The organism is Bradyrhizobium sp. BEA-2-5, from assembly GCF_032918025.1.
GTDB classification, from domain to species: Bacteria; Pseudomonadota; Alphaproteobacteria; order Rhizobiales; family Xanthobacteraceae; genus Bradyrhizobium; species Bradyrhizobium pachyrhizi.
The window spans coordinates 1807249-1826243 of sequence record NZ_CP136629.1 but is presented as its reverse complement, the minus strand read 5'-3'; the positions used below and the strand labels follow the sequence as shown (position 1 = coordinate 1826243).

The window sequence follows — 18995 nt, the reverse complement described above, 5'->3', positions numbered from 1 at the left end:
CGAAGCAAATTCCGGGTGAGGGGGACTCTCCGCGAGTCCAACTCTCACCGTCCCCGCGGAGACTCCCCCTCATCCCAACCTTCGCAGAGCGAGCTCTGATCGTCTCGTCCCCGCAAGCGGGGAGAAGGAGGCGGCCAGCACGCGCCAGCGGAAGAAAGTGGTGTCCGGCGGCGGCGACAGATCGGGCGTCCAGCCGCTGATCTTCTCCAGCGAATAGGTGTCCATCGCCATGCCGCGCCAGCTGCGCGTCACGCGCTCCAGCGGCTGGCGCACCGCTGATGTCTCGCGCCACAGCGGCAGATTGTTCTCGGGCTCGCGCCCGACATAAATGCCGGCGTGATCGCGGATCTTGCTCATGCCGGGATCGGCAAAGCCCTGGAAGCGGCCCCGCTCGTTGATTTCGATGACCGTCACCTTCCCGCGCAGCAACCAGCGCAGCATCGCATAGGTGCGATAATCTGTTGTCGCGACCCAGGTCGCGCCGGTCGCCTCAACCTGCGTCAGCGTGCGCGCGGCCACCACATCGTAGCCTGCCTCGGTGCCGATCGGATCGGTGCGCCCGATCAGATTCCACGGCGCGAACATGTAATAGAGGAAGACGCAGACGACGAACACGATGCCTGATGTGATCGCGGTCCGCGCCCAATAGACCGTCGATTTGACGAGCCCGACCGACCAGCCCTCGAACGGCATCCGCGTGACGTTGATGGCAACCGCCGCGAAGCCGACCGGCCACATGAACATCGGCCAGGTGTCGCCGACCCGGAGCGTCATCGACTTCGCAAGGAAATAAAGAAACGGCACCAGCACGGCGGTCGACAGCAGGATCGCGACCGGCTCGCGCGTGCGATAGCCGCGCCATACCGTCAGCGCGGTGCCGAACAGCGTCACCGGCAGCAGCACGAAGCCGACCAGGCCGAACTGCATGCCGATGAACTCGCCGACGGTGCGCAGCGTGAAGGCGCGCTCGGCAGTGGCGCGCACGCCCTGGAAGCGGAACGAGGCCCAGTCGTGCTGCGCATTCCAGATCAGCACCGGCGAGAACGCGGCGATCGCGATCAGCACGGCGAGGTAAGGATAAGGGCTCCGCAGCCAGCGCCAGCGCCAGTCCGGCACCAGCAGAAAGGCGGCAACCGCCGGCGCGAACATGATCGCGGTGAATTTCGACAGCATCGAAAGGCCTGCGAACAGGCCCGCCGCGAGCCACCAGCGGCCGTCGCCGCCCTGTGCGAGCCGCACCAGCGACCACATCATCGCGATCGCAAACGGGATCATCGCGACATCGGGCGCGACCTTGGCCATGAGCAGGCCGTAATAGAGCGCGGCCTCCGGCATCAGCACCGCCAGCATCACCGCGCGGATGTTGTTGGCCGTCACGCGCCGGACGATGTCGGCGAGCAGGAGCTCGGTGGCCAGCATCGCCACGATGCCGCCGAGGCGGACGCCGAGATTGGTATCGCCGAGGATCGCGGTCCCGAAGCGGATGAACCAGGCGACCATCGGCGGATGGTCGAGGAAGGACAGCACATTTTCTTTCGACCAGGTCCAGTAATAGGCCTCGTCCGTGCGCAGCTCGATCGCGGAGGCGTAGACCAGCCGCATCGCGGTCATGGCAACGATCACGGCGATGACGCCCCGCCAATCCGGCGCGCGCGAACGGGCCGGCTTAACGCTGTTGTTATCGGCTCCAGGTTCGGTTTGGGCTATCGTCACGGCGCGCTTTTTGTTCGACTCTTAACGGAGTGTCAACGTGCCGCGCGGCCTGCCCTCACGGCTCGTGCGGACCCGCGGTGGTGTTCAGCGCGGGAATTAACCACTAGACTTGCCGATCATGAGTCACATGGCCTCCCCCTCGCGCGAGCACTTGCAGGACATGGCCCGCAGTATCGGCCTGCGGCAGGTCCGCATCGTCACGGGGGCGATCATGTTCGCCTATGTGATCAGCCATTTCCTCAACCATGCGCTCGGCAACATCTCGGTGGATGCCATGGAGGTCGGGGTCTACTATCATACCCTGTTCTGGCAGTTCCTCCCCGTCGCGATCGTGTTCTACAGCGCCTGCCTGGTGCATACCGGGCTCGGCATCTGGGCGCTCTACCAGCGCCGCGAGTTCCACTGGAAGGCGATCGAGCCGCTGCAACTGACGCTCGGCCTCAGCATCCCTATGCTGATCGTCGCCCACGTCGTCGGCGTACGGCTCGGCCAGACCCTGTACGGGCAAGAGAAGCTCTACCCACAGGAGCTGTACACCTTCTTCATCGCCTCGCCGAACCGGCTATGGCAGATGCTGGCGGTGCTGGTGATCGCCTGGGTGCATGGCTGCATCGGCCTGTATTTCTGGCTGCGGCTGCGTCCGTTCTTCAAGCGCGCCGCGCCGTTCCTGCTCGCCGGAGCCGTGCTGATCCCGACCCTGGCGATGCTCGGCATCTACCAGGGCGGCCGCGTTACGATCGCGGATTATCAAGATCCCGACTGGCGGCGCGAGGAGCTGTCGGTGCAGAAGCTCGGCACGGCGGCGCAGGGGACCACGCTCGAGAAGATCACCGACGGCCTGACCATCGGCTATCTCGGCCTGCTCGGCCTCGTGCTGCTGGCGCGCGGCGCGCGGGCCCTGCTGGAGCGGCGCGGCGGCATGATCGCGCTGTCCTACGGCAACGGCCGCACGCTGCGGGTACCGAAGGGATTGAGCGTGCTGGAAGCGAGCCTGCGCCACAACGTGCCGCATGCCAGCGTCTGCGGCGGCCGCGCGCGCTGCTCGACCTGCCGCATCCGCATCATCGGCGATCATGAGGCCCTGCCCGAGCCGTCGCAGCGCGAGGCCTTCGTGCTCACCGGGTCGGCAATGACGATCCGTCGATCCGGCTGGCCTGCCAGTTGCGGCCCACCGCCGACCTGAACTTCTTCCAGCTGTTCCTGCCGAGCACGACGTCGGCCAACGCGCACGCCGCCAATCCGGCACGGGTCGGCCAGGAGCGCTATCTCGTCAGCCTGTTCGTGGACATGCGCGGCTCGACGCAGCTGGCCGAGAAGCGGCTGCCGTTCGACACGGTCTTCATCGTCAACCGCTTCCTCGGTGCGGTCTCGCAGGCCGTCATCGAGAATGGCGGCCTGCCGAACCAGTTCGTCGGCGACGGCATGCTGGCGCTGTTCGGGCTTGCCACCGACCGGCAGGTGGCCTGCCGCCAGGCGTTGCGCGCGGCTGCGCTGATCGCAACCCATATCGACGAGCTCAACGAGCTCCTGAGCCACGATCTTCGCCAGCCGATCCGCTTCGGCATCGGCATCCACGGCGGCGAGGTCATCATTGGCGACATCGGCTATCGCGACCACATCGTCTTCACGGCGCTGGGCGATGCCGTCAACGTCGCCGCCCGCCTGCAGGACATGACCAAGACCCTGGCCTGCGAAGCGATCGTCTCGGAGGAGGTGCGCGTCACCGCCGGGCTAGCCGACGACGCCCTGCCGGCGCAGGAGGTCGCGATCCGCGGCCGCAACGAGCCGATGACCGTGCGCACGGTCGAAAAGACGCAGCTCCTGTCGACGCTGGTCGACGACCGGCGTGCCGTCGCGGCCTGACCGGTTCATCTCCGCTTTAGCCCAATGTGACCTGCCGCACATCCGACGGTGCGTTCAGCAGAGATGCTCGAACGTGCCCGGTGCCGGATGCGACTGACTGGCGATGGGTAACACTGCAACCGCGCCGCGACAGAGCTCAACGCGCATCCGAAGGAGAAGACCATGTTTCGCAAAGTCACGCTCGCTCTCGCCACTGCCGCAACCCTCGGTGCCGCCGCGCTGGCGCCGACCGCAGCTTCCGCCAAGCCGTTCTTCTGGCATCCGCATCACCATCACTTCTGGGGTGGCCCGGGCGTTGCCGTCGGCTTCGTCGACTCCGGCTGCTACGCCACCCGCCTGGTGCTGACGCCTTACGGCTATCGCTATCGCACCGTGAATGTCTGCTACTGATCGAACCTTCTACTTGGATGGAAACGCCCCGGTCGTCCACGCGACCGGGGCTTTTCGTTGTTGCGACGCAACGCTGCGAAAGCTCAATTGACTCGCGGTTGTCAGGTGCGACATTTGGACCGCGCGCATTCCATGATGCGAAGGCGCGCAAGGCAATCTGGGCCTGGTGATGACCGGCTCACGACAGAACAGCTTCGGAGGAAGCGGAATGCTCGATCGACGAGACTTGATGAAGCGCGCCGGATTGGCCGCTTTGGTGGCGGGGCTGGGATCAAGGGGCGCATTCGCGCTCGACACCGTCACCCTGCCCTTCGCCAATGGCGAACGACCGCTGGTGAAATATCCGCAGAAGCGACCGATGATCGGCCTGACCAGCCGGCCGCCGCAGCTCGAGACGCCGTTTGCGGTGTTCAACGACGGCCCGATCACGCCGAACAATGCGTTCTTCGTGCGCTATCACCTCTCCGACCTGCCCTACGATCTCGACCCCGACAAGTTCACGCTCGAGGTCAAGGGCAAGGTCGACAAGCCGCTGAAACTTTCGCTGAAGGACATCAGGAAGATGAAGGCGACGGAGATCGTCGCCGTCAACCAGTGCTCCGGCAACAGCCGTGGTTTCTTCGAGCCACGTGTCGCCGGCGGCCAGCTCGCCAACGGTGCGATGGGCTGCGCGCGCTGGCGCGGCGTGCCGCTGAAGTCCGTGCTGGCGATGGCCGGCGTACAGAGTGGCGCCAAGCAGGTGACGTTTGGCGGCATGGACGGACCGGTCAGCGACAAGACGCCCGATTTCGTCAAGGCGCTCGATCTCGATCACGCCCGCGACGGCGAGGTGATGCTGGCCTATGGCATGAACGGCGAGGACCTGCCGTTCCTCAACGGCTTCCCGCTGCGCCTGATCGTGCCCGGCTATTTCGGCACCTACTGGGTCAAGCACCTCAACGAGATCACCGTCATCGACAACGTCTATGACGGCTTCTGGATGAAGTCGGCCTATCGCATTCCCGATACGCCCAACAACGCGGTCGAGCCGGGCACCGCGCCGAAGGCGACCATCCCGATCAACCGCTTCACCATCCGCTCCTTCATTACCAGCGTCCCCGATGGCGCCAGGCTGAAAGCGGGAGCGACGACCGCATCATGCTGCGCGGCATCGCCTTCGACGGCGGCAAGGGCATCAAGGAAGTCCAGGTCTCCACCGACGGCGGCAAGACCTGGACCCGCGCAAAGCTCGGCAAGGACCTTGGCAAATACGCCTTCCGCGAATGGAAGCTGCCGGTGAAGCTCGCTGCCGGTCCCGCAGAGCTGAAGGTGCGCGCCACCAACAATGCCGGCGACACCCAGCCGATGGATCCGTTGTGGAATCCGGCCGGCTATCTGCGCAACGTCGTCGAAACCGTGCGCGTCACCGCAGCGTGAGGAGAAGCATCATGACCAGCAAGCTGCTTCCATCCCTCGCCGCGATCGCCGCGCTGTCGATCGGCGCCGCCATCGCCGCGCCCGTGAACTACACGGTCCCCGAGGAGACCGCGGCCTTCAAGCCGGGTCCCAACCTCGAGGTGGTGCAAAACAACTGCACCGCCTGCCACTCGGCCGACTACATCAAGACCCAGCCGCAGGGCGAGAAGTTCAAGAAGGATTTCTGGCAGGCCGAGGTGACCAAGATGATCAAGGTCTATGGCGCACCGATCGACGATGCCGATGTCAGCAAGATCGTCGACTATCTCTCCGCGACCTATTGAGACGCGGCCGGTCGATCCCCGCGCGCCGGCCGAAAAGGCAGCGCGCGGGACGATCGATCCAGTTCGGTACACTGGAACCGATCCGTTTCTTGCAGCGCATCAATTGACCGCGAAACGGGCAATCCGGCGTAAAACCCCCGCAAAGCGGGTTGTTTCCGGCCGAAAACACACCGTCGTTTGATCTACCCAGCTTTTTTCAAACTGCTATCCTGTCATCGCGGACAAGCCGGTTTTTGCGGGGACCGACTGGTCTGTTTTCGATTGATTCCGCGGAGACGACTGGAATGCCCAAAGGTACAGTGAAGTGGTTCAACCCGACCAAGGGTTATGGATTCATCCAGCCCGCAACGGGCGGCAAGGATATTTTCGTGCATATTTCAGCCGTTCAGAAGGCTGGCCTTCAGACCCTCAACGAAGGTCAGTCGGTTGAATACGAAGAGATTGCAAATCGCGGCAAGACGTCAGCCGAAAACCTCAAGGTCTAGCGTCACAGCGCCAGATCCGGCGGCGCACTCTCGGACGCCATCCGGGAGTGGGGGCCGATCCACACACCAGACAACGTGACGTTCGGCGGGGCGGGCACGCTGCCCGCGCGCCACGGCGTTGAACTATTTCGGCGGCCACCGCTCGCGCGCCGACGACTACCTTTTGCGCCGGGAAGCGCGCGGCTGCGCTTTGCAGCATCACAGGCAGGTGCCGCTCTGGCCGTTGCCGCACGGCACCCTCTTCGACAGCTCCTGGACCTTGCGCTTCGACTCGGCCTGCGCCAGCACGTCGAACACGCTTGACGGCGTGAGCCGAGTTGCCTTGCGGAAGTCCTCGGTCGCCTTGTCGGCATGGTTGAGCGCCTCATGCGCCTTGGCGCGGGCGAACAGGCCCTCAACCGTCTCCTTCTGCGCAATCGCCCGGTCGAGATCCTCGACCGCCTTGTCGTAGTTGCGCAACGCCGACCAGGTGATGCCGCGCAATGTCAACGCCGGCTGATAATCGGGCCGCGCAGAGAGGATGAAGTTGAGATCCTTCATCGCGTTATCCGGCTTCTTCAGCCCGAGATAGGCCCGGGCGCGCAGCACGTGCGGGAAGGCATCGTTGGGCGCCCGCGTGATGATCTGGTCGAAGGCCGCAATGGCGCGGTCGTACTGGGAGGAAGTCAGCATCGCGAGCCCGCGGCCGAGCTGTGCCGTCGGATTGTTCGGGCTTCGCTCCAACACAGCGTCGATATCGACCAGTCCCTCATCTGCGCGGCCCTTGAGCATCAACGCGAGGCCGCGCCACGATTTGGCGATCAGATTGGTCGGCACCAGCGCCAGGGCCTGATCGAAATCCAGGAGCGCCTTGTCGAGCTGGTTGAGGCCGATATGAGCGAGCCCACGCTCGGTGAAAGCGAGCGTCTCCTTGGGATTGAGCGAGATCGAATGATCGTAGTCGGCGAGCGCGTCCTGCACCTTGCCGGTGCCGGCCTTGACGAGGCCGCGCGCCAGATAAGCCAACGAATTGTTCTGATCGAGCGTGATGGCACGGCCGGCGTCGGCCATCGCTTCATCGAACCGCCGCATGCCGGCGGCATTGAGCGCGCGGGACGCCAGCAGCTGCGGATCGTCCGGCTTGAGCTTGAGCAGGGCATTGAGATCGTTGCGCGCGTCCGCCGACCGGCCGAGCTTTGAATAGGCCAGTGCACGCAGGCGCAGCGCAGCCTCGTTGCGGGGATCGCCGCCCAGCACCTGGGTGAGATTGGCAACGGCGCCCGCATAGTTGCCCTGTGCGACGAGCTGCTTGGCCTGCTCGACCTGCTGGTTACCCGCCGCCGGCGCCTGTGTGGCGGTTCGCGGCGCCGTCGCGCCTGGAGCTGGCGTCGCCGGTGTCGGCGCGGCATGCGGCGGCGTGCCGCCGCCTGCCTTGGCCAGCTCGGCCTGCATCGCCAGCGCCTGCTGGCGCTGCTGCTGGATCTCCTTGTTGTCGGGAAGCATTGTCAAGAGCCGGTCGAAGTCGCCAATGGCCCTGACATAGTCGCCCTTGGCGCTGTAGAGCTGGGCACGGGCGAAATAGGCGTTACGCTCGGCCTGCGGCGCCTGCGCGATCGCGCGCGAGAAATCCTCGATCGCTTTATCCATGTCGCCCTTGCGGCGATAGGCCTGACCGCGCCAGTAGAATGCATTCGGCGTGCCGGCGTTGACGGCAATCGCGGTGTTGGCGTCGGCCAGCGCCAAATCGGGCTGTCCGGTTTCGACATAGGCCCGCGCACGCCCGACATGCGCCGCGGGGAGATCCTGCCGCAACGTGATCGCCTGGCCGTAATCCGAGATCGCATCGCTCCAGGCGTGCTGGTCGGCGCGCAGATTGCCGCGCGCCAGGAAGCCGAACGGGTTCTTCGGTTCGAGTTCGATCGCGCGATCGAAATCGGCGCGGGCCCGATCCAGGCTGCCCTTGCGTTGCTGGACATAGCCGCGCGCGATCAGCGCCGGCACGAATTGTCCATTCAGCTGCACCGCGGCATCGGCATCGCTGAGGGCCTGATCGATCTTGCCGCGCGCGATGTCAAATCGCGAGCGGCCGGTGAAGGCTTTGGTACGGTCCTCCGTGGAGCGTGCGGTATCGTTGATGATGCCCGTGCACGCCGCCTCGGCCTTGTCCGTCGGCGGCCCGCCGCAATCCTCGACATCACCTGCGCGGGCCGGGCCGGCAAGCGCTGGCCAAAGCAGCAGCGCAAGCGCCAGCAGCTGTGGGAAACGAACGCCGCCGCTGGCGGCATCAATGCAGATCGAACGTGAACGCATGTGGTAGCCTCGGGTTGACCGAATGCTGCCGGTGTTAACGCGTCACTTGGTTCTTATGGTGATCGGCGCTGAACGTATTTTTTGGAACCATATCATTCGAAGCTATTGTTCGAGTCTTGGAATTCGGTTCCCAGCGTCACGCGGAACGCTATCCTGCGATCAATAAGGACGGAACAGCGCGGAACGCGCAGCTGCGACGCTCAGCCGTTCAATCTTCCGTCACCCATTTCGCGACCGTCATGACATCAGGCGGTTGCAGATAGCCGCGGGGCCAGAGATCGACCGCCCATTCCACCTTTGTCGCGCGCTCGACGAGAACGGCGGTGTTGTGCGGCGTTTGCGCCAACGAAAATCCGCGGTAGTGGGGATCCCCGACGTCATGAAACTTGAACAGGTTCCACGCCTGCATCACCAGCATCAGGCTGGTCGTGTTCCGCGTCGTGTCCCAGCAATCATAATTGTGCTTGTCGTCGTTGGCGCGGAAATCCGCTTTCGCCACGCGCTTGTCGGTGCCGAGGATCGGCCCCATGCGCCGGTCGAACCAGATCACGGCCTTTTGCACGGCCGCGCGTTCGGCGGCGGCATTGGCGCGGCCCGTGGCCATGATCTTGGCCAGGGCCGCCCGGTCGGCTGCGCTGAAGTCGAGCATCTCGCGACGCCGGCAGACGAAGCCGTAACAGACGGTCATCCCCGTCGCCGACGGCGGATAGATCGAGACCGAGGTGTAGAGCTGCATGATGCCGGAGCTGAGCTCGGCCGCGTGGGCCGGCATGGCAGATGGCAACGACAGCATGAGCACAGCAAGCGCGCCGGCAAATCCGGCCCGCTTCATTCGTATCGGCTGATCAGCATCTTTCATGAACGACTGCCCCAACTCGACCAAAGGATTATCGCGGGCGTGTCGCGATGCCAAGACATCCGGCGCATGGCTGTGGATCGGATCGGGGCATATCAGCCTACCGGCAACGGTGCGTCGCGCTTGATCTCCTCCATCACCGCATAGGTCCGCGTCTCGCGCACGCCCGGCATCGACAGCAGGGTCTCGCCGAGAAAGCGTCGATAGGCGGCCATGTCCGCAAGACGCGCCTTCACAAGATAGTCGAATCCGCCGGCAACCATGTGACACTCCAGCACCTCGGGTGCGGTCTGCACCGCCCTGGCGAACTTCTCGAATACATCGGGCGTGGTCTTGTCGAGCAGCACTTCCACGAACACCAACAGGCCAAGTCCGAGCCGGTGCGGGTTGAGCCGCGCACCATAGCCTTCGACAAAACCCTCGCGCTGCAAGCGCTTCAGCCGTTCGCCGATCGACGTTGGCGACAGCCCGATACGTTCCGCCAGTTCCACATTGGCAATCCGGCCATCCCCTTGCAGGATCGAGAGGATTTTCCGGTCAGTCTTATCGATCTCTGTCATATCTACGGCAATTCTCGAATTGATCCTGATTTTCTAAGGCAAATCTGCTAATTTGTCTATCGAACTACGGTTCGCTAGCGCGTACGTGTTCCCACACAATCTCAAGGGACCGCCATGCCAGACCCGTTGCCGCCCCCGTTCAGCGCACCCTACGCGCCCGACGACGCCGTCATCGCCGCCCGCCTGCGCCAGGATGCAACGCTCGGCGCGGAGGCGGAGGCGCGGATCGACCGCAGCGCAACGCGGCTGATCGAGGCGATCCGCAAGCGTGACGACCGGCTCGGCGGGGTCGAGGACATGCTGCGGGAGTTCGCGCTCTCGACCAAAGAGGGGCTCGCGCTGATGGTGCTGGCCGAGGCGCTGCTGCGCGTGCCGGACGCGCGCACCGCCGACCAGTTCATCGAGGACAAGCTCGGCGAAGGCGACTTCATCCACCACGAGACCAAGTCCACCGCGTTCCTGGTCAACGCCTCGGCCTGGGCGCTCGGCCTCTCCGCGCGCGTGATCCAGCCCGGCGAGACGCCCGACGGTACCATCGGCCGGCTCGTGAAGCGGCTCGGCGCACCGGCCGTGCGTACCGCCACGCGCCAGGCGATGCGGCTGATGGGCAATCATTTCGTGCTGGGCGAGACCATCGAGCAGGCGCTGTCGCGCGCGCAAGCGCACACCGCGCGCGGCTCGCGTTATTCGTTCGACATGCTGGGCGAAGGTGCGCGCACCGCCGACGATGCCCATCGCTATTTCGAATCCTACGCCCGCGCCATTGAAACGATCGGCAAGGCGGCAGGCAGCCATCCCCTGCCCGACCGACCCGGCATCTCGGTCAAGCTCTCGGCGCTGCATCCGCGCTTCGAGGCGATCAGCCACGCGCGGGTGATGACCGAGCTGGTGCCGCAGCTGATCGATCTCGCGCGCCGCGCCAAGGCGTTCGACCTCAACTTCACCGTCGACGCCGAAGAGGCCGACCGTCTGGAGCTGTCGCTCGACGTGATCGCGGCGACGCTCGCCGACCCCTCGCTCGGAGGCTGGGACGGATTTGGCCTGGCCATCCAGGCCTATCAGAAGCGCGCCGGCGCGGTGATCGACTATGTCGATGCGCTTGCCCGCGCACATGATCGCAAGCTGATGGTGCGGCTGGTCAAGGGTGCCTATTGGGACACCGAGATCAAGCGCGCGCAGGAGCGCGGGCTCGGCGGCTATCCCGTGTTCACGCGCAAGGCGATGACGGATCTGAACTACGTCGCCTGCGCGACGAAGCTGCTGGCCTTGCGGCCCCGCATCTTCCCGCAATTCGCCACCCACAACGCGCTGACGGTCGCGACCGTCCTCGAACTCGCCGATGATCCCAATAGCTTCGAATTCCAGCGGCTGCACGGCATGGGTGAAGCGCTCTACGCGCAGCTCGGCGAGGACAGGCCCGAGATCGCCTACCGCACCTACGCGCCGGTCGGCAGCCATCGTGATCTGCTCGCCTATCTCGTGCGGCGGCTGCTCGAGAACGGCGCCAACTCCTCCTTCGTGGCGCAGGCCGCCGACTATCGCGTGTCCATCGTGGACCTGCTGCGCCGCCCGGCCGAGATCATCGGCGCCGACAACAAAGCGTCTCACGTCGCAATTCCGTTGCCGGCCGAGCTTTATCGGCCGCAGCGCGAGAATTCGCACGGCGTCGAATTCGGCGAGCGCAAGGCGCTGGGCGCGCTGACATCGGCGATCGCGGCCGAGCAAAAGGCTTCGCCTTCCGTCACCCCATCAACAACCGAGCAGGCGAATGTCGCCGTTGCCGCGGCGCGCCGGGGCTACAAGGCCTGGAACGCCACGCCGGCCACAAACCGTGCGGCGATCCTGGACAAGGCCGCGGGCCTGCTCGAGCAGCGCCGCGCTCACTTCATCGCGCTGCTGCAAGCCGAGGGCGGCAAGACGCTTGACGACGCGCTATCGGAGCTGCGCGAGGCCGCCGACTTCTGCCGCTACTATGCCGCGCAGGGCCGCAAGCTGTTCGGCGAAGGCGAGACGATGCCGGGGCCGACCGGCGAAAGCAATGTGCTGGAGCTGCACGGCCGCGGCGCGTTCGTCGCGATCTCGCCGTGGAATTTCCCGCTCGCGATCTTCCTCGGCCAGGTGACGGCGGCATTGATGGCGGGCAACGCGGTGATCGCAAAGCCGGCCGAGCAGACGCCGCGGATCGCAGCCGAAGCCGTCGCCCTGCTGCATCAGGCCGGGGTACCGCCATCGGCGCTGCATCTGATCCAGGGCGACGGCGCGGTCGGCGCCGCGCTGGTGGCGAATTCCGCCATTGCGGGCGTGGTCTTCACCGGCTCGACCGAGGTGGCACGCTTGATCAACCGGACTCTCGCCGCCAAGGACGGGCCGATCGTGCCGCTGATCGCGGAGACCGGCGGCATCAACGCGATGATCGCGGATGCCACCGCGCTGCCCGAGCAGGTCGCCGACGACGTCGTGACATCGGCCTTCCGTTCCGCCGGCCAGCGCTGCTCGGCGCTGCGGCTGCTGTTCGTGCAGGAGGACGTCGCCGACCGCATGATCGAGATGATCGCGGGCGCCGCGCGCGAGTTGATAATCGGCGATTCCTCTGACGTCGCAACCCATGTCGGGCCGGTCATCGACGAGGAGGCCAAGCAGCGCCTCGACGCGCACATCGCGCGGATGAAGCACGAGGCGCGCGTGCATCTCGCCGGCGAGGCGCCGTCAGGCAATTTCGTCGCGCCGCACATCTTCGAGCTGTCGGCGGCCGGGCAACTGAAGGAAGAGGTGTTCGGCCCGATCCTGCACGTCGTGCGCTACCGCGCCGACAAGCTCGGCGAGGTGCTGACCGCGATCGAGGCGACCGGCTACGGGCTGACCCTCGGCATCCATTCCCGCATCGACGACACGATCGAGGCGATCATCGACCGCGCCCAGGTCGGCAACATCTACGTCAACCGCAACATGATCGGCGCCGTGGTCGGCGTGCAGCCCTTCGGCGGCAACGGCCTGTCCGGAACCGGCCCGAAGGCCGGCGGCCCGCATTACCTCGCGCGCTTCGCCAGTGAGCAGACGATCACCATCAACACCGCCGCCGCGGGCGGCAACGCGGCGCTGATGGCCGGCGTGGAGTAAAGTGCGCACCCTCCCCTGGAGGGGGAGGGTCGACTCGCATTGAGCGAAGCGAAATGTGAGTCGGGGTGGGGTGATCTCTCCGCACGGGCAACACACGAGTGGAGAGACCGTCACCCCACCCCGCCGCTCATTTCATTCGCGTCGACCCTCCCCCTCCAGGGGAGGGTAAAGGGGAGGGTAAGAAAGTGCCGTTGCATCGTGCCCCCCAGATGGGTCAAATGGCGGTCCGATCGGGATCATCGCTTTGCGATAATTCCAGCTACCGGAAAAAACACCAACAAGCGCCACGGGAGCAACGCCGCGATGGACAAGGGCATTTTTGCGGGGCTGAAGGTTCTGGACTGCGCAAGCTTCATCGCTGCGCCCGCGGCCGCGACGGTGCTGTCGGATTTCGGCGCCGACGTCATCAAGATCGAGCCGCCCGGCACGGGGGACCCCTACCGCAATCTGCCGAACCTGCCGGGCTATCCGACCGGCGAGCACAATTTCGCCTGGCTGCTGGAGGCCCGCAACAAGAAGAGCATCGCGCTCGACCTGTCCAAGAGCGAAGCGCAGGCCGTGCTCTACAAGCTGGTGGCGGAGGCCGACGTCTTCATCACCAACATGCCGCCGCCGGTGCGCGCCAAGCTCGGCATCACCTACGACCATCTCGCCCATCTCAACGACCGGCTGATCTATGCCTCCTTCACCGGCTATGGCGAGAAGGGCGAGGAAGCCAACAAGCCCGGTTTCGACAGCAATGCCTATTGGGCGCGGTCGGGCCTGATGGACCTCGTGCGCGCCGACACCGACACCACCCCGGCGCGTTCGGTCGCCGGCATGGGCGATCATCCCTGCGCCATGGCGTTCTACGGCGCCATCGTCACCGCGCTCTATCAGCGCGAGAAGACCGGCAAGGGCTCGCATGTCTCGACCAATCTCATGGCCAACGGCGTCTGGGCCAATGGCGTGCTGGCGCAGGCCAAGCTCGCCGGCGCCAAGTTCAAGAAGCGCAAGCCGCGCGAGGAGGCGCTGAACGCGGTCGCCAACCACTACCAGTGCAAGGACGGCCGCTGGTTGATCCTGTCGCTGCTGAACGAAGACCGGCAATGGCCGACGCTGGCGCGCTGCATGGGTCGCGAGGACCTCATCGCCGATCCCCGCTTCGCCACCAAGGCCGACCGTCACGCCCGCTCGGTCGAGCTGATCAAGATTCTGGACGACACTTTCGCCACCAGGGACCTCGCCGAATGGCGGCAGATCCTCGACGGCAACGGCCTCGTGTTCGGTGTCGTTGCCATTCTCGACGATATCCCGAACGACAAGCAGATGCTCGACAACGAGGTGCTGGTGCCGTTCGAGAACGACACCATGCTGACCATCAACAGTCCGATCTGGATCGACGGCGCCAGGAAGGTGCAGCCGCGCAAGCCGCCCGCCGTCGGCGAGCACTCCGACGAGATCCTGCGCCAGGCCGGCTACGACGAAGCCACGATCCAGAAGCTGCGCGCGTCAGGCGCGGTGGCGTAGCGGATCGATCTCCGTCGAGCGTCGCTTCAGCGCTTCATCCAGGCCCAGACCAGGGCCACCGCAATGATGCCGATGACGACCGCGAGCCCGATCGCCCAGCTGCTGACGCGGACGGCGCTGACCGCCTGGCGCTCGGCCTCGTTGGCTGCAATCTCGCGGTCGAGCTGCTTGTCGTCCTCGGGAGCACTCATCGGCCGGTCTCCGCTCAAGGCTGGGCTGTTCGGGGCGTGGTCGCGACGCGGAATGTAGCATCAAATAATGACGCGCAGCCGCTTCGGTTCCGGCCGAAATCACCGGCCTTTCACGAAGCACATGCCGATGTGTGAAGTCTTCCCGGCCACCTGGCAGGCAAGGCCCTCGGCGCAGGTCCAGCCGCGGAAGCTGCGGTCGCTCTCGGCGGGCCTGGCGCCCGGCAGATAGCAGTGCGCGCCCCAGCCGTCGCTGTATTCGGTGCCGGCGAGCTCGGTGCTGCCGCGCAGCTGCGGCCGGTTGGAGAAGCCGCGCGAAAAGTCCGGCGCCTTGCCGTCGCGGAAGCTTGCAAGGATATCGCGGCGGCGGAGCTGGTCGCCGAAGAAATGCGGCGAGGCCGGCACGATGGCGGAATTGGACGGGTTGTCCGCGAGCCAATCGACGCCAGGGAAATGAAAGCCGCCGATGCCGCGGGTCTGGTGGCAGCCGGCGCAGGTGACGTCGTTGAGGCGCCGTTCGAAGCCGGCCAGCGACTGGATGTTTTGCAGCTTCGTTCCGTCGGCTGCAGCCTTCTGCAGGGCGCCGACGACGTCACCATCCGAGAACACCGCATTGCCGGCAGTGCCCTCGCCCTGCACCATGCCGAACTCGGGCTCCAGCTCGCTGACATCGAAACCGGTCGGCGTTGGCGCGACCGCTGCGGTCGCGAGGAAGCGATCGGGGATCAGCAAGGTGCCGCGATCGAGCTCGGCAAAATGCTTGGGATCGAGCAGCCACGCCTTGAAGTCGCGCCTCAGTGTTCCGTCCGCCAAAATGCGGTCGCGATCGATCTGGTTCTCCAGCGGCGCTTCGGCAAGCCGCTTTGCCCCGCCGTCATAATCGAACACTTTGAGCAGATAGTCGGTGCGGAAATCGCGCACCGCGGATTTCGGCGCGTGCGCGATCTGCAGATTGGTCTCGATGCGATCGATGTTGCGCGCATCGATCAGGTCGAGCGGACCATCCTTGCCGAGCAGTTTCTCCATCACCGGCGGTGCACTGCCGGTCGCGAGCCAGCGCCGCGCGATTTCGCGGCAGCCGAGCGATGCGTCACTGCCGTCACCCCTCGCCTTCAGCACGAGGTTCAGTGTCATCGGCAGCCGCTGCGACACCGCGTTCTCGCCGATCGGCGGCACATCGGTGCGGGTCAGCCGATAGATCAACCGGATCTCGCCGCAGTCTTTCGGCGCCACATAGGCGCGGTCCATGCGGTTGACGATGCCTGCGAGAACGAAGCGGACGTCGGGGGATTCAAGCAGCGCGCGATCGAACAGCTGAAACGCAAAGCCGTCGCCGACGCCAATGCTCTCATTCGGCAGGCTTGCCTTATGCTTTGCGACGTAACGATCGAGCTCTCGATCGAGCGCCTCGCGCACCGGCGCCATTGCAGCGAGCCCGAACAGATCGCGGTTGGACAGCGGCGTGTCGGCGGAACGCTCCGGCGCGAGCATCCGGCCGAGGCTGAAGCGGCCGTGATCGAGCTCGCGCAGGATGGCGGGATCGATGACCGCCGCGCCGCGCTCGAGCGCGCGATCCTCGGCGGCACGTGCCGGCACGGCGCCGCAGAGCAGAACGGACATCACCAGAAGGCATTTCAGCGCACGGCTCATGCCCCCACTAACACCGCGCGGCAAACCCTATTCAAGAAAAAAGGCGCTTCACATCGCGGTGAAGCGCCTTGGTATGGTCGTGTTTCGCCGATCAGCGCGAGACGATCAGGCCCTTGCTGGTAACGACCACCCAACGGCCGTCCTGCTTGCGGATGGCATCGACGCGGCCGAGACCCGGGACGGGGTCGCCGGCGTAAACCTCGTAGATGCCGCCGCGGCCTTCGATCAGCGCGCCGCCATTGCCGACGTCGCGCAGCGACCAGCCGTCGACCACCGGCAGGCGGCCGACCTCGGGCCTGGGGGCGGCCGGCGCCGCCGCGGCAGTCGCCGGGGTGATCGAGCCCGTGACCTCACGGGCGGGCGTCGCCGCGGCGACGGTCGTCTGCGGCGTGGCGCGGAGCTTGTCGACCGCCTCGCTGAGCTTGTTGAGCTTGGCCATCGGCTCGGCCTGGGCCTTCTCGACCTTCTCGATCCGGTCGCTGGCCTTGCTGAACTGGGCCTGGCCGGCCTTGGCGGTCTGCTCGACGCTGGCCTTCAGCGCGGCGACCTCGGATTCGATCCGGGCGAGCGCTGCATCGGCCGCCTCCTTGTTGGCGGCGGCGTCCTTGGCAGCTACATCCCTGACGGAAGCAGCGGCGGGGGCGGCAAGATGGCCGAGCCCCGCGGTCGCGAGCGCACCGCCGATGGCGCCGGCCACGGTCGCCAGCGCGATCACCGCGGCCATCGCGCCGATCCGGCGCGTGCCGGCCGGCTTGCCCGCCGCCTTGGCCGCCTGTTCGGCACCCGGCCTGGATGCCGTCGCCTCATGGTCCCAGGTGCGGTCACCCGGCGCCATGATCATCAGCTTGCCCGGAAAATGCGGCTCTTCCCGCTTGCCGGTCTCGACCTCAGGCACGTCCATATTGGTCGGCTCGATCTTGGCGTCGATCTTGGCATCGATCTTGGCCTCGATCACAGGATCCAGCCGGGACGGCTCAACCTTGGGGGCTTCGGCCTTCGGCGCGTCCATCCGGGGCACGTCCGCCTTTGGCGACGTCTCTTCCTGCTCGGGCGCAAGCCGGGGAGCTTCGACGCCGGCCGCGGCCATCACGGGCTCGCTCTTCGCCGCCACTTCGGCGCCGGTTTGACCGCTGACCGGCTCGCTCTGCTGCTCACTCACGTTCAAAGTCTCCAGGCTAGGTTGACAATTCGGTAACTTTTATTGCTTGCGAAATGGTTACCCCGCTCCGCCATTACCTAAATTTTAGGGAGTTTTCCGGGCCGGATTTGGGCGATGCTGCCCTGCGGCAATCTGCGTCGCTTCCGTTTGCGCGCGGCGCTTTCCCGATTAACATACCGTCATCTTCCAGCCAGAAGGCAGGAGAGCACCATGACGATCGAGAAATGCATCAAGGAATTTGGTGTCGATGACGTCATCTTTGAGGAAGGCTCGACCGGCCGCGAGCTGTTTGTCGTGCTCGACGGCAAGGTCGACATCGCCAAGATCGATCGCGGAAACAAGACTGTTATCGTCAGCCTCGGCAAGGGCGAGTTCTTCGGCGAGATGGCCGTCATCGACGGCTCGGCGCGCTCGGCGACCGCGATCGCCTCCGCGCCCGCAACGCGGGTGATGCGGATCAACCACGCCCGCTTCGTCTATCTGGTCAGCCAGCAGCCGGCGTTTGCGCTGATGGTGATGGATGCGCTCTCGAAGCGCCTGCGCGCATCCAACGCGGTTACTTACCGGACGGCGGCAACCCCATGAGCGACCGCAAGCCAAGCCCGTTCAAGACGCTGTTCGACGCCGAGGTCGCAACGCTGATCCAGGCCGCCGACGACGTCTATCAGATCCGCTTCAAGAACCGTGCGGCGAACGCCTATCTGGTGCGCGGCAGCAAGCGGACAGTCATGATCGACGTCGGACTGTCGAGCAATTATCCGTCGCTCGTCGCCTGTCTCAACCATCTCGGGGTGACGCCCGAGATGATCGACATGGTGGTGCTGAGCCATGAGCATCTCGACCACATCGGCGCCGCCTATCATTTCCACGGCAGCGCCTATATCGCCGCGCACCGGCTCGCCGCCAACAAGATCATGCTGCGCGACGATTTCTCGATGCTGCGCAAGATGTTCAACGAGCCGAACGTGCCGATCGATATCGACATCTGGCTCGAGGAAGGCAACCTGATCGACCTCGGCAATTTCCGCCTCAATGTGATGTACACGCCCGGCCACACCTCGGCCTGCATCACGCTGTTCGACCAAGACAAGGGCCTGCTGTTCGCCGCCGACACGCTGATGCCCGGCGGCGTGATGGGCGGTGTGTTCGGCTCCGGCTCGATCGCCGACTACATCCAGTCGCTGGAGCGGCTGAAGGGCCTCAACTCGAAGATCCTGCTGTCGGGTCATGGCCGGCTATCCGACACGCCGCAGGACGATGTCCGGATCGCGCTGCAGCGCTCGCACGGCCTGCTCGAGGACACCGCGCAACTGTTCGATGCACTCGATGCGCGCTCGAATTTCGAGCCGATCATGCAGTCGGTGCGCGACCTCAACAAGCTCGACGATTGAGCTTCGCCTCCTTCGTCGTTGCGAGCCACCGGGTCGCGCGAACGCGCGGCCCGATGACAGGCTCCGCGAAGCAATCCATGGCTCTG

General features: G+C 65.5%; 14 protein-coding genes and 2 pseudogenes. 9 read left to right on the top strand and 7 right to left on the bottom strand.

The annotated features are described in order from the left end of the window. Positions 1–69: 69 nt before the first annotated feature. Positions 70–1611: a glycosyltransferase family 39 protein gene (locus RX327_RS08435; RefSeq protein WP_317251225.1), complete on the bottom strand. Its 1542-nt coding sequence runs from the start codon at positions 1609–1611 to the stop codon at positions 70–72. Between the two features lie 229 nt (positions 1612–1840). On the opposite strand from RX327_RS08435, the pseudogene RX327_RS08430 reads away from it, so the two are divergent. The 5 genes and pseudogenes from RX327_RS08430 (at position 1841) to RX327_RS08410 (ending at position 6190) form a co-directional block, all read left to right on the top strand. Then, positions 1841–3576, top strand: a pseudogene (locus tag RX327_RS08430) (adenylate/guanylate cyclase domain-containing protein). A gap of 162 nt (positions 3577–3738) precedes the next feature. Beyond that, complete coding sequence (locus RX327_RS08425; RefSeq protein ID WP_028334948.1) at positions 3739–3966, top strand: hypothetical protein; 228 nt, start codon at positions 3739–3741, stop codon at positions 3964–3966. Between the two features lie 208 nt (positions 3967–4174). After that, a pseudogene (locus RX327_RS08420) lies at positions 4175–5382 on the top strand (molybdopterin-dependent oxidoreductase). An 11-nt stretch (positions 5383–5393) separates the two neighbouring features. Then, complete coding sequence (locus RX327_RS08415; RefSeq protein WP_317250017.1) at positions 5394–5705, top strand: cytochrome c; 312 nt, start codon at positions 5394–5396, stop codon at positions 5703–5705. Positions 5706–5989: 284 nt separating this feature from the next. Further along, positions 5990–6190 carry a cold-shock protein gene (locus RX327_RS08410; protein WP_016842427.1) on the top strand — a complete coding sequence of 67 codons (201 nt, stop codon included), beginning with the start codon at positions 5990–5992 and terminating at the stop codon, positions 6188–6190. A gap of 198 nt (positions 6191–6388) precedes the next feature. On the opposite strand, the gene RX327_RS08405 is transcribed toward RX327_RS08410, so the two are convergent. The 3 genes from RX327_RS08405 to RX327_RS08395 form a co-directional block, all read right to left on the bottom strand. Next, on the bottom strand, positions 6389–8479 hold the full coding sequence (locus RX327_RS08405; RefSeq protein WP_050386874.1) for a tetratricopeptide repeat protein: 2091 nt from the start codon (positions 8477–8479) through the stop codon (positions 6389–6391). 208 nt (positions 8480–8687) lie between these two features. Beyond that, positions 8688–9311: a hypothetical protein gene (locus RX327_RS08400; protein WP_050386873.1), complete on the bottom strand. Its 624-nt coding sequence runs from the start codon at positions 9309–9311 to the stop codon at positions 8688–8690. 119 nt (positions 9312–9430) lie between these two features. Beyond that, positions 9431–9895, bottom strand: a complete 465-nt coding sequence (locus RX327_RS08395) for an Lrp/AsnC ligand binding domain-containing protein (RefSeq protein WP_317250016.1) — start codon at positions 9893–9895, stop codon at positions 9431–9433. A gap of 114 nt (positions 9896–10009) precedes the next feature. On the opposite strand from RX327_RS08395, the gene putA reads away from it, so the two are divergent. Together putA and RX327_RS08385 are read left to right on the top strand one after the other, a co-directional pair. Continuing rightward, complete coding sequence (gene putA, locus RX327_RS08390) at positions 10010–13012, top strand: bifunctional proline dehydrogenase/L-glutamate gamma-semialdehyde dehydrogenase PutA (protein ID WP_317250015.1); 3003 nt, start codon at positions 10010–10012, stop codon at positions 13010–13012. A 303-nt stretch (positions 13013–13315) separates the two neighbouring features. Beyond that, entirely contained in the window at positions 13316–14521 is a 1206-nt protein-coding gene (locus RX327_RS08385; protein ID WP_317250014.1) for a CoA transferase, read from the top strand. Between the two features lie 26 nt (positions 14522–14547). Here the strand turns inward: RX327_RS08385 and RX327_RS08380 are convergent, their stop codons facing one another. The 3 genes from RX327_RS08380 to RX327_RS08370 form a co-directional block, all read right to left on the bottom strand. Then, positions 14548–14712, bottom strand: coding sequence for a hypothetical protein (locus tag RX327_RS08380; RefSeq protein WP_167350440.1), 165 nt, complete (start codon positions 14710–14712; stop codon positions 14548–14550). Between the two features lie 99 nt (positions 14713–14811). Beyond that, the gene (locus RX327_RS08375) at positions 14812–16359 is read right to left on the bottom strand and encodes a hypothetical protein (protein ID WP_317250013.1); all 1548 of its coding nucleotides are present in this window, start codon (positions 16357–16359) and stop codon (positions 14812–14814) included. A gap of 91 nt (positions 16360–16450) precedes the next feature. Further along, entirely contained in the window at positions 16451–17524 is a 1074-nt protein-coding gene (locus RX327_RS08370) for a hypothetical protein (RefSeq protein WP_050386871.1), read from the bottom strand. A 204-nt stretch (positions 17525–17728) separates the two neighbouring features. Here RX327_RS08370 and RX327_RS08365 point away from each other — a divergent pair, with 204 nt between their 5' ends. Both RX327_RS08365 and RX327_RS08360 read left to right on the top strand, forming a co-directional pair. Further along, positions 17729–18103, top strand: coding sequence for a Crp/Fnr family transcriptional regulator (locus tag RX327_RS08365; RefSeq protein ID WP_018273297.1), 375 nt, complete (start codon positions 17729–17731; stop codon positions 18101–18103). Continuing rightward, on the top strand, positions 18100–18909 hold the full coding sequence (locus RX327_RS08360; RefSeq protein ID WP_050386870.1) for an MBL fold metallo-hydrolase: 810 nt from the start codon (positions 18100–18102) through the stop codon (positions 18907–18909). The genes RX327_RS08365 and RX327_RS08360 overlap by 4 nt, the downstream gene beginning before the upstream one ends. The last annotated feature ends 86 nt before the right edge of the window (positions 18910–18995 follow it).

Bases quoted from the DNA above. Each gene is read 5' to 3' on its own strand.
- RX327_RS08435 (WP_317251225.1), bottom strand. From the start codon at position 1,611: ATGACCGCGATGCGGCTGGTCTACGCCTCCGCGATCGAGCTGCGCACG.
- RX327_RS08400 (WP_050386873.1), bottom strand. From the start codon at position 9,311: ATGAAGCGGGCCGGATTTGCCGGCGCGCTTGCTGTGCTCATGCTGTCG.
- RX327_RS08380 (WP_167350440.1), bottom strand. From the start codon at position 14,712: ATGAGTGCTCCCGAGGACGACAAGCAGCTCGACCGCGAGATTGCAGCC.
- RX327_RS08425 (WP_028334948.1), top strand. From the start codon at position 3,739: ATGTTTCGCAAAGTCACGCTCGCTCTCGCCACTGCCGCAACCCTCGGT.
- RX327_RS08395 (WP_317250016.1), bottom strand. From the start codon at position 9,895: ATGACAGAGATCGATAAGACTGACCGGAAAATCCTCTCGATCCTGCAA.
- RX327_RS08410 (WP_016842427.1), top strand. From the start codon at position 5,990: ATGCCCAAAGGTACAGTGAAGTGGTTCAACCCGACCAAGGGTTATGGA.
- RX327_RS08385 (WP_317250014.1), top strand. From the start codon at position 13,316: ATGGACAAGGGCATTTTTGCGGGGCTGAAGGTTCTGGACTGCGCAAGC.
- RX327_RS08415 (WP_317250017.1), top strand. From the start codon at position 5,394: ATGACCAGCAAGCTGCTTCCATCCCTCGCCGCGATCGCCGCGCTGTCG.
- RX327_RS08375 (WP_317250013.1), bottom strand. From the start codon at position 16,359: ATGAGCCGTGCGCTGAAATGCCTTCTGGTGATGTCCGTTCTGCTCTGC.
- RX327_RS08360 (WP_050386870.1), top strand. From the start codon at position 18,100: ATGAGCGACCGCAAGCCAAGCCCGTTCAAGACGCTGTTCGACGCCGAG.
- RX327_RS08365 (WP_018273297.1), top strand. From the start codon at position 17,729: ATGACGATCGAGAAATGCATCAAGGAATTTGGTGTCGATGACGTCATC.
- putA (WP_317250015.1), top strand. From the start codon at position 10,010: ATGCCAGACCCGTTGCCGCCCCCGTTCAGCGCACCCTACGCGCCCGAC.
- RX327_RS08405 (WP_050386874.1), bottom strand. From the start codon at position 8,479: ATGCGTTCACGTTCGATCTGCATTGATGCCGCCAGCGGCGGCGTTCGT.